The following is a 9,822-nucleotide window of genomic DNA, read 5'->3' on the forward strand; positions in this document are numbered from 1 at the left end:
TGAAGACCCGGGTGGCCTGGGGCTTTTGCTGCTCGTTCTTGTTTCTCTCACTCATCACCACACTCCTGTCGCCAAAGGCGCTGCGGCACAGCCACTGCGCCTTCGTTCACATCTGTCGCTGCGTGCCCTCAGGCACCAACGTTAAAACTGGTAGGTCAGGCTGGCGTTCACACGCCAGCCTTGTTTTTCATAGCCATCGGGGGAGCGCAAGGCCCGCCCCAGCTGCAGGTCGGCAAAAGCGCCCTGGTAGGCAATGCGCGCACCGCACCCAGGCCCGCAATGCTTCTGGAGCGCTTGTCCGAGACGGTGCGCAAGATGGCGGCATCGGCAAACACATAGGGCTCGTAGCGGGCGCTGCCCCACAGCGGCTGGGTCTTGGCCAGCGCCAGCTCATTGCGCCAGACCAGGCCCTGGTCGCCACCCAGGAAAGACTCGGGGTAGGCGCGCACGCTGGAGACGCCACCGGCAAACAGCTGCTCGGACGAGTACAGCGGCTGGTGGCTCCACAGCGCGCTCACCCGGCTGCGGTAGACCAGGCGCTCGGCCACGGGCCGGTCCAGCGATACCGCAGCGTCCAGCTTGGTGAACTGGTAGCGCGCGGCCTCCTTGGGCAGGTCATCCGGGTCCTTGTCCGCACCCAAAATGGGCAGGCCCCGCGAGAGGCCCACATCGACTGTCCATTGCCCAGCGCCCAGCGCAGTGTCAAAACGGGTCAGGCGGTTGACGCCCACGCGCAAACTGGTCTGCGCTTGCGGGGTCAGCGCAAAGTTGTTCACCTCGCGCGTTGACTCGCGTTTGGACAGCGAGATGTCGAGGGCCGTTTTGCTGTTCTGGTCGCGCGCCAGCAGGCGGTTGAGCGACAGCGAGAAGTTCTTGGAGCGGCCGTACACCAGCGCGGTATCGCCAATGAGGTTCTGGTACTCCGAGATCGAGGCGACGGCGAGATGGTGTTGTAGCCCCAAGGGACCGACACCAGGCCATAGATCGCATTGGTCTCTTTGCTGGAGGTGAGGCCCAGGGTGATGGACTCCATCAGGCCCAGCACATTGCCCAGGTCCACACCGGCCTGGATGCGCGCGCGGCCCGTGTTGCTGGAGCCCTGGTTGTCGATGCCCAGGTTGTAGCGGGCAACGGGGCCCTCTTTGTTGACGAACTCGACGATGGAGCCACCGTTGGTTTGGCCCGGCTTGATGAGCACCTGCACGTTGTTGCGGCGCAGACGGTTGAACTGGTCAACGGCCTGCTCGATGTCGCGCAGGCGCAGGATATCGCCCTGTTGCATGGGCATGGCCAGCCAGGCACCGACCCCGGTGGCTGGCGCGCCGTTGAAGACGATGGCCTCGATGCGCCCCGCCACGATGGTGATGGACAGCACGCCCTCCTTGAGATTCTGGCCACCCACATAGGCGCGGGAGGTGGTGTAGCCCGCCTGGATCAGCGCCTTGTTGATGCGGTCCAGCAGCACATTGATGTGCTCGACGGCCATCGCATGGTTCACAAAGGGCTGGGTGATGCGGTCAAAGGCGCGTGCGCTCAGCAAGTTGCTGTCGCCTGTTGCCTGGATGTGCTGGATGTCGAAGCTGGGCCCCGTGGCCTGGATATCGGCAGGGAAGGCGTTGTCGTCAGCGGCGGGGGCTGCAGGCTGGCTGTCCTGCTGGATCTTGCCAGCAGAGTTCTGCTCCAGCAGCTCCTGGCGCAGCTTTTCCTGCTGCTCGCGCAGCAGCTGGTCATTGGGGTCGCGCACGGGGTTGTTCTGCGCCGCTGCCGACAGGCAGGCCAGGCCGAGCAAGGTACCCAGCAGCGCATGCTTGCCCAGCGCAGGCATAGGAAGGTTGTTGCGCATCATCACCACCAGAAGATGCCGAGGTGGTCTTCGATGCGGACCGGGTCGCGGTGCGGCTTGCGCAGCACTTCAATCTCGCCGTCAATGCCTTCCTGGGCCACAAAGCTGCCGCCATCCTGGCGGGCTGCGCCTTGCAGCAGCAGCCGCCCTTGCTGGGCGGTAAAGCTGCCGCCCTGGTCGGTCGCATAGATCTGCGCCCAGGTATCGCCAAACAGCGCCTTGAGGCCCCGGTCACGCAGGATGACGTGTGCACGGGCTTGGCGCGTGCAATGATGGTGGGCGCCACCACCTGCATGCCCTGGCCGGCATACACCAGGCCGCCATGGTTGAGCACGGTGCCACCGGCCTCCATGGTCAGCCCCGTGGCCGCCATGATCTGGCCGCCCACCAGTTTTTCGGTGCTGCTGGCCCGCGTTTTGCAGATGAAGAGGAAGCAGCGCCGGCTGTAGTCGTAGCCGCCCACACTCAGCGCCTCGTTGTGGATGTCGGTCTCGGACTTGATCTTGACGCTGCCCGCATTGGAGAACACAAAGCCGCCGGTATTGCTGAACGACTGGGCCTGTACGCTGAGATCGCCCTGCGCCACCCAGTAGCCCTGGTGGTTCTCATCGGCCAGACGCCCCTGGTCGGCGCTGTAGCTGGTGCGGCGCCTCAGCCCACCGGAGGATTCCCATTGCGATGCCTCGCCCGCGATATGGGCGCTTTGGTTGGAGATGGCTCCGGTGCTGACCAGATCCAGATTCAGGTTGCTGATGATGCGCGCATTGGTGGAGCTAATGCCGCCTGCACCAGCGTCGAGCTTGACCGAATCGCCCTTGCCAAAAATGACCGTGGCTTTTTCGGCGCCGATGGGGCTGCGGTTTTCGATGGCGTCGCCCGCCTTCAGATAAACGGCATAGGGGTATCGTCCGAGATGCGCTGGGTGCCAACAATCTCGCCATCGATATTGCGAATGGATTGCTCTGCCTCCAGCCGGGTTTGCAATCCGGCCGACACCAGGCTTTGGCGCTCGGCGGAGCCTTGCAGGTGGATATTGGCGGCGTGGATCTGGACGGAACCCTGCGCGCTGATCTGACCACCCATTTGCACCACATCGCCGGTGGATGACAAGGTAAACCCACCCGCTGAGGCGACATTTCGCCCTCATTGCGTACGCCCGCCCCTTTATCCGTCACCAGGATTTGGATCTGGCCCGCCGTGACCTTGGAGCCGGCACCGACCTTAATGGCGACCTCGTTGCTCTGGGCCTGGCCGGGCTTGTAGTACACCCAGGGTGTCAGATTATCGACAGGCGACGCAGCCGTATCAAAGCTGGCTGTGGATTCACCTGCCACCAAGCGGATATGGGCGCTCGACGACGTGAATTCATTGGTCAGCGGGCCATCGACCTGGATGCTTTTGGCGATGAGCTCCAGCCGGATCAGGTTGCCGCCATGCCCTCATCACCAATATGGATGCGCCCTTGGTTAGTGCTCACATCCACATAGCGCTGCACCTGGCCTTCGCTTTGCTGCTGGTCGCGCAGGCTCAAGGCGCCAGTAGTGAGCGCCACACTGCCAAAGTTGGAGAAGTTGGCGCCGTTGACCGAGATGCCGTTCTGGTTGGCCAGGATCAGGTTGGCGCGGGGGCCCACCACATCCATATCGCCCTGAATGCGCGACGGCGCGGCCGAGAATACCTCTGCCACAATCGTGCGGGCATTGGCTTGCTCATTTTGAAACGACAAACCGGGCTTGCCCACATCGAACTGCTGAAAGCCGTTGTAAGACACCCCATTTTCTGAGGCATTGGGCGTGACATGCGCACGCCCTGCTGCATCGATATGAACTTGGGGGCCGCTGGTGGCGTGTGGAACCACTGACGTGGTAACCCCTGGGCGTAGCAAGACTGAATGGCTGCCAGTAGCAAGCCCAGCTGCAGGCAATAACGCGAACGCATGACGATCCTGGAGGAAGTGAGATATTAGAAAATTCCGGTCATCTTAACGAGGGGTTATCGCTGAAATGTTAACAATTCGGGATTAGTCATTTGAGAGTTGATATTTCTTGTATTTCTGTGGCCTGAGAACATCAAATAATATTATTAGGAACAAAGATATATTAAATACGGTGCTTTGAAAGCATTGATTTTTTAATATATTCATTGGATTATCTAATAGCTAAGAGATGTGATTTACATTTTGCGAGCTTTAAAAACCAGGGCTTGGAATCAGCGATCTGCACGGCATTTCAGCGCACTTAAAACAGCGACTCGCCCTGCTGCAGCCCCGTTGGCAAAACGCTGCTTCATCCCAGCGCCTTGGTCTGGCGGCGCCCAGCGCTACACTCAGCCCCCATGCCCCCCACCACCCCTGCCCGCCTGTCCATCCGCGCCCTGCAAAGCCCATCAGCGGGCCCTGCTCGCTGGAGCTGGCAGCCGGCGAATGCGTGGCGGTGATGGGCGCATCGGGGGCGGGCAAGTCAGTGTTGCTGCGGCTGATTGCCGATCTGGACCCGGGCAGTGGCGAGGTGCTGCTCAACGGCCAGGCACGCAGCGCCTTCAGCGGCCCGGCCTGGCGCCAGCAGGTGATGTACCTGGCGGCAGAGCCTGCCTGGTGGGGGGCGACGGTAATGGAGCATTTCCCGCCGGGCTCGCAGGCGGCGCTGCTGGAGATGGCCAGTGCGCTGGGGCTGCGCCAGGGCTTTGTCGATATTGCGCTGACCCAGCTGTCGACCGGCGAGCGCCAGCGCCTGGCCTTGCTGCGCGGGCTGTTGCGCAGGCCCCAGGTGCTGCTGCTCGATGAGCCCACGGCTGCCCTCGATGAAACATCGGTGGCTGCGGTAGAGCAACTGCTGCAGCGCTGCCAGCAGCAGGGCCTGAGCCTGCTGTGGGTGACCCATTCGCAGGCGCAGGCCGCGCGCGTGGGCCAGCGCTGCATGCAATTGGTAGACCACCAGCTGCGGCCGATGGAGGCCGCGCAATGAACACGGCGATCCATCTGCAACCCGGCGATTTGCTGGTGGGCGCAGCACTGGTGCTGGCCGCCGCTGCCGCCCTCCTGGGCGATGCGCCTGCAGTTGCAGCGCCAGGTGCTGTGGGCATCGCTGCGCATGGTGGTGCAGCTCCTGCTGGTGGGCTATGTGCTGCGGCTGGTGTTCCAGCAGGCGCACCCGGGCACCACCTTGGTCGTGGGCTGGTGATGATTGCCGCTGCCGCGCGCGAGGTGGCGGTGCGGCCGCACCAGCGGCTCGCAGGCGGGGGCAGCTACCGCATTGCGGGGCTGGTGGTGGCGCTGGCCAGCCTGTCGACCGTGGTGCTGGCGCTGATGACCGCCGTGCGGCCCGATCCCTGGTTTGATGCACGCTATGCGATACCGCTGATGGGCATTGTGCTGGGCAGCGTGCTCAATGCCGCGAGCCTGGGGCTGGACAGCTTTTTTGATGGCGTGCGCCAGGGGCGCGCTGCGATCGAGGCCCAGCTGGCGCTGGGGGTCTCCTTCCGCCGGGCCCTGGCACCGCACACCCGAGCCGCTATCCGCCGGGGGCTGATCCCCATCATCAACCAGATGTCGGCTGCGGGATTGATCACCTTGCCCGGCATCATGACCGCCAGATCCTGGGCGGCATGGACCCGCTGGAAGCGGCCAAGTACCAGATCTTGTTGTTGCTGCTGCTGACGGGCGCGGGCGGCATGGCCGCCGCCGGCAGTGTGCTGCTGGCCGCCCGGGCGCTGGGTGACGAGCGCCAGCGCCTGCGGCTGGACCGGCTGAACGCCCATAGCTGATCTGTTTTTGCTATCTCGCAGTGCTGTTCCTAGAATGGGCAAGCACATCTGGGAGAGCAGCCATGGCAGAGCGCGACAAGGACAACCTGGTGGATGAGCTGGTCGACTACGACCCGCTGGGCACGATCCGGCCTTGCAGGCCGCCCTGGCACGCGCGCAGGCCCAGGCCTGGCTGCCGGGCCTGCAGCAACACGCCCGCACCGTTGGCAGCAGCGCCTTTGCGCAATGGCCCGACCAGCCCAACCGCCACCCACCGCAGTTGCAGCAATGGGATGCACGGGGCCGGCGCATCGACCAGGTGGAGTTTCACCCCGCGTGGCACCAGGTGCTGGCGCATTACCGTGCGCAGCAACTGATCGACATGCCGTTTGCCGATGCACCGGAAGATGCAGCAAGCGGCCGCTGGACGCCTGGGCCGCCGGCTTTTACCTGCATGGCCAGGCAGAAGCGGGCAGCCTCTGCCCCGCAACGATTGACGACGGCGGCGATCCCGGTGCTGCGCAAGGAGCCAGCGCTATGGGCACAGATCGCGCCTGGCATTACCAGTGCCCACCATGACGCGCGCGATGCGCCGCTGGCAGACAAGACGGCCTTGTGGGTGGGCATGGGCATGACCGAAAATCCAAGGCGGCTCGGACGTGCGCAGCAACACCACCGTGGCCTATCCGCAGGGTGCCACAGGTGGCGGGCGCGGCGCGGCCTACCGGCTGCAAGGCCATAAATGGTTTTTATTCGGTGCGATGGCCGATGCACACCTGGTGGTGGCGCGCATGGCCAGCAGCGCCGCCGACGGCCATGCACTGCAGGCACCACTGGCCTGCTTTTGGTGCCGCGCTGGCAGCCCGATGGGACCCGCAACCAAGTGCTGGTGCAGCGCCTCAAGGACAAGGTGGGCAACCGCAGCAATGCCAGCAGCGAGGTGCTGCTTGACGACGCCTATGGCGTGCTCGTGGGCGAGGACAGGCCGGGGCATTGCCACCATCATGGAGATGGCCACGGTCACGCGGCTGTGCTGCGTGCTGGGCAGCTGCGCGCTGCTGCGCCAGGCCACTGTGCAGGCGCTGTGGTCGCCCGGCACCGCCAGGCCTTTGGCGCGGCGCTCATCGCGCAGCCGCTGATGCAATCGGTGCTGGCCGACCTGGCGCTGGAGAGCGAGGCAGCGCTGCTCTTGGCCATGCAGCTGGCGCAGGCCTTTGAGGGCAGCAGCGCCCCGGGCCAGACCACCGCGCAGGCCTGGCAGCGCGCCATGACGCCAGCGGCCAAGTTCTGGGTCTGCAAACGCGCCATTTGCCTGCAGCGCCGAGGCCATGGAAGTGCTGGGCGGCAATGGCTATATCGACAGCTCGGCGCTGGCACGCATCTACCGCGAAGCGCCGGTCAATTCGATCTGGGAGGGCTCGGGCAATGTGATGTGCCTCGATGTGGTCAAGCCCTGCAGCGCGAGCCTGACCTGCGCGACGCGCTGTGGCTGGACTTGCAGCGCATGGCAGCCGATGACACGCCCATCCAACAAGCGCTGGCGCGCCTGCAAGGCCAGTGGCAGGCCATGGCGCAAGACGCCTGGGCGCAGCAGCGCAGGCGCGCCAATGGTGCAGCAGCTGGTGCTGGTGGCGCAGGCGGGCCTGATGCGGCAGCACGCAGCGCCCGCCCATGCCGATGCCTTTGTCGCCAGCCGCCTGGGGCCACATGCCAGTTTGGGGCGTGATGGGTGCTTATCCGCTTGCCAAGGCGCAGATCAGCGCTATCCTCAGCGCCAGTCTGCAGTTGCAAAAATGATCGAAAGTAGCCATGGCCGTCAGCGTGTTTGATTTGTTCAAGATCGGTATCGGGCCCAGCAGCTCGCACACGGTCGCCCGATGCGCGCCGCGCATGCCTTTGTGCAGCGCCTGCAACGCCAAGGCCAGCTTTCGCAGGTGGCACGCCTGCGCTGCCAGCTGTTCGGCTCCCTGGGCGCCACCGGCATCGGCCACGCCAGTGACTGTGCGGTGATCCTGGGCCTGGCCGGCCATGCCCCGATACGGTGGATGTGAATGCCATCGATGCGCTGATTGCCGAAGTCCACAGCACCGGGCAGCTGCTGCTCAATGGCGAGCAGCGCATCGTGTTTGACCCGGCCACCGACCTGCTCTTGATTGGCGAGGTCAGCCTGCCTTTCCACCCCAATGGCATGCGCTTGGAGGCCTGGGATGCGCAGCATGGGCTGGTCGACGCGCAGGCCTACTACTCGGTGGGCGGGGGCTTTATCGTCAGCGAAGAGGCCGCCTACGATGCCGAGCGCCAGCAGGCGATTGGCGCCCGATACCGAGGTGCTGCCCTGCCCTTTCACAGCGCCGCGCAGCTGCTGCAGCTGGCGCAGGCCACCAGCAGCCGATTGCGCAGATCATGCGCACCAATGAACGCCACTGGCGCGCCGATGCCGACAACGACAGCGGCCTGCTCAAGATCTGGCAGGCCATGCAGACTGCGTACAACGCGGCTGCCGCACCGAAGGGCGCCTGCCCGGCGGGCTCACGTCAAACGCCGTGCGGCCGGCTTTTACCAAGGACTGACCCAGCATGCCCACGGTGCCAGCACCGATCCGCTGGAGGTGATGGACTGGGTGAACCTGTTTGCACTGGCCGTGAACGAGGAAAACGCCGCCGGCGGCCGGGTGGTGACCGCCCCCACCAATGGCGCTGCGGCATTGTGCCGGCCGTGCTGCACTACTACTGGCGCTTTGTGCCGCGCGCCAGCGAGGCCGGCGTGGTGGACTTTTTGCTGACCGCAGGCCCATCGGCATGCTGTACAAGGAAAACGCCTCGATTATCGGGCGCCGAAGTGGGCTGCCAGGGCGAGGTGGGCGTGGCCTGCTCGATGGCGGCAGCAGGCCTGTGCGCGGTGATGGGCGGCACACCAGCGCAGGTGGAGAACGCCGCCGAGATCGGCATGGAGCACCACCTGGGCCTGACCTGCGACCCGGTTGCCGGCCTGGTGCAGGTGCCCTGCATCGAGCGCAACGCGCTGGCCGCCGTCAAGGCCATCAATGCCGCACGCATGGCCTTGCGCGGCGATGGCTCGCATGTCGTGAGCCTGGACAACGTGATCGCCACGATGCGCGCCACCGGCGCCGACATGATGAGCAAGTACAAGGAGACCTCGCTGGGCGGCTGGCCGTGCACATCGTCGAATGCTGATCTCAAGCGGCGGCCACCAACCTGGGTGACAAGCCGGGCCTTGCGCACGGGGGGTGGCCGACCCCCAGCGCCTACAATCGCGCCATGGCAATGCATTTTGACTTGGTAGATCTGCGCCTCATGGTGCATGTGGCAGACGCGAACAGCATGACGCGGGGGGCCGAGCTGTCGTTCATCTCGCTGCCGGCGGCCAGCACCCGTATCAAGAACCTGGAAGAGAGCATGGGCGTCAAGCTCCTGTACCGCACCAGCCAGGGCGTGACCCTGACCCTGCCGGGCCAGGCCTTTGTGCAGCATGCGCGCACCGTGCTGGGCCAGATCGAGCATCTGCGCGGCGACATGCAGGAGTACGCGCGTGGCATCAAGGGGCCATGTGCGCGTGTTTGCCAACACCACGGCGCTGGGCGAGTTCCTGCCCCCGGTGCTGCGCGCCTACCTGCGCAAGCACCCGGATGTGGATATCGACCTGCGCGAGCGCCTGTCCAACGACATCATCCGTGCCGTGGTGTGTGAAGGCCAGACGGATATCGGCATCGTCGCCGGCCAGGTGCGCACCGAAAGCCTGGTCGCGATGCCCTACCGGCGCGACCCGCCTGGTGCTCGTCGTCTATGCCGACCATGCGCTGGCCCGGCGCAAGGCCGTGGCCTTTGGCGACACCCTGGAGTACGACTACATCGGACTGCATGAATCGAGCGCCATCCACGCGTTCTTGCGCCAGCACAGCGACCTGCTGCACCGCCCGATCAAGCAACGCATCCAGGTGGGCAATTTCGAGGCCGCCTGCCGCATGATCGAAGCGGGCGTGGGCATCGGCATCCTGCCCGAATCCGCTGCCCGCCGCCACGCGCGCAGCATGGACATCCGCATCATCAGCATCTCGGACGAATGGTCCAACCGCGAGATGCAGATCGTGGTGCGCAACCTCGAAATCCTCCCTCCTTTGCCCGCGAGCTGGTGGAGCTGCTGTCGAAGACGGTGCAGCGGTGACGAAGGCCAGGGCGATACGGACAGCGACAACGAACAGGTGCCGACCAGCAACTGAG

General features: G+C 64.9%; 6 protein-coding genes and 5 pseudogenes. 7 read left to right on the plus strand and 4 right to left on the minus strand.

The genetic code is table 11. The annotated features are described in order from the left end of the window. Positions 1-167: 167 nt before the first annotated feature. The 4 genes and pseudogenes from ACFODQ_RS00255 to ACFODQ_RS00270 all read right to left on the minus strand — a co-directional run bounded on the left by ACFODQ_RS00255 (position 168) and on the right by ACFODQ_RS00270 (position 3,701). Positions 168-1,846, minus strand: a pseudogene (locus tag ACFODQ_RS00255) (ShlB/FhaC/HecB family hemolysin secretion/activation protein). Further along, positions 1,728-2,429: a hypothetical protein gene (locus tag ACFODQ_RS00260; protein WP_377014319.1), complete on the minus strand. Its 702-nt coding sequence runs from the start codon at positions 2,427-2,429 to the stop codon at positions 1,728-1,730. Before ACFODQ_RS00260 ends, ACFODQ_RS00255 begins: the two are co-directional and overlap by 119 nt. Positions 2,430-2,725: 296 nt before the next feature. Then, on the minus strand, positions 2,726-2,932 hold the full coding sequence (locus ACFODQ_RS00265) for a hypothetical protein (protein WP_377014321.1): 207 nt from the start codon (positions 2,930-2,932) through the stop codon (positions 2,726-2,728). 331 nt (positions 2,933-3,263) lie between these two features. Continuing rightward, positions 3,264-3,701: a filamentous hemagglutinin N-terminal domain-containing protein gene (locus ACFODQ_RS00270; protein ID WP_377014323.1), complete on the minus strand. Its 438-nt coding sequence runs from the start codon at positions 3,699-3,701 to the stop codon at positions 3,264-3,266. Between the two features lie 577 nt (positions 3,702-4,278). Here ACFODQ_RS00270 and ACFODQ_RS00275 point away from each other — a divergent pair. From ACFODQ_RS00275 to ACFODQ_RS00305, 7 genes and pseudogenes are all read left to right on the plus strand, one after another. Beyond that, positions 4,279-4,806 (plus strand): ATP-binding cassette domain-containing protein, encoded by a 528-nt coding sequence (locus ACFODQ_RS00275; protein WP_377014327.1) that lies wholly within the window; start codon positions 4,279-4,281, stop codon positions 4,804-4,806. Then, a pseudogene (locus ACFODQ_RS00280) lies at positions 4,803-5,605 on the plus strand (ABC transporter permease). Before ACFODQ_RS00275 ends, ACFODQ_RS00280 begins: the two are co-directional and overlap by 4 nt. 133 nt (positions 5,606-5,738) lie before the next feature. Beyond that, positions 5,739-6,326 carry a hypothetical protein gene (locus ACFODQ_RS00285; protein ID WP_377014325.1) on the plus strand — a complete coding sequence of 196 codons (588 nt, stop codon included), beginning with the start codon at positions 5,739-5,741 and terminating at the stop codon, positions 6,324-6,326. Between the two features lie 396 nt (positions 6,327-6,722). Beyond that, a pseudogene (locus ACFODQ_RS00290) lies at positions 6,723-6,830 on the plus strand (hypothetical protein); the annotation flags it as partial. 82 nt (positions 6,831-6,912) lie between these two features. Further along, complete coding sequence (locus ACFODQ_RS00295) at positions 6,913-7,413, plus strand: acyl-CoA dehydrogenase family protein (protein ID WP_377014329.1); 501 nt, start codon at positions 6,913-6,915, stop codon at positions 7,411-7,413. A 48-nt stretch (positions 7,414-7,461) separates the two neighbouring features. Next, a pseudogene (locus tag ACFODQ_RS00300) lies at positions 7,462-8,887 on the plus strand (L-serine ammonia-lyase). Next, positions 8,863-9,766: pseudogene (locus tag ACFODQ_RS00305) on the plus strand (LysR family transcriptional regulator). Before ACFODQ_RS00300 ends, ACFODQ_RS00305 begins: the two co-directional pseudogenes overlap by 25 nt. Positions 9,767-9,822: the final 56 nt, after the last annotated feature.

This window comes from Comamonas sp. JC664, from assembly GCF_042647185.1.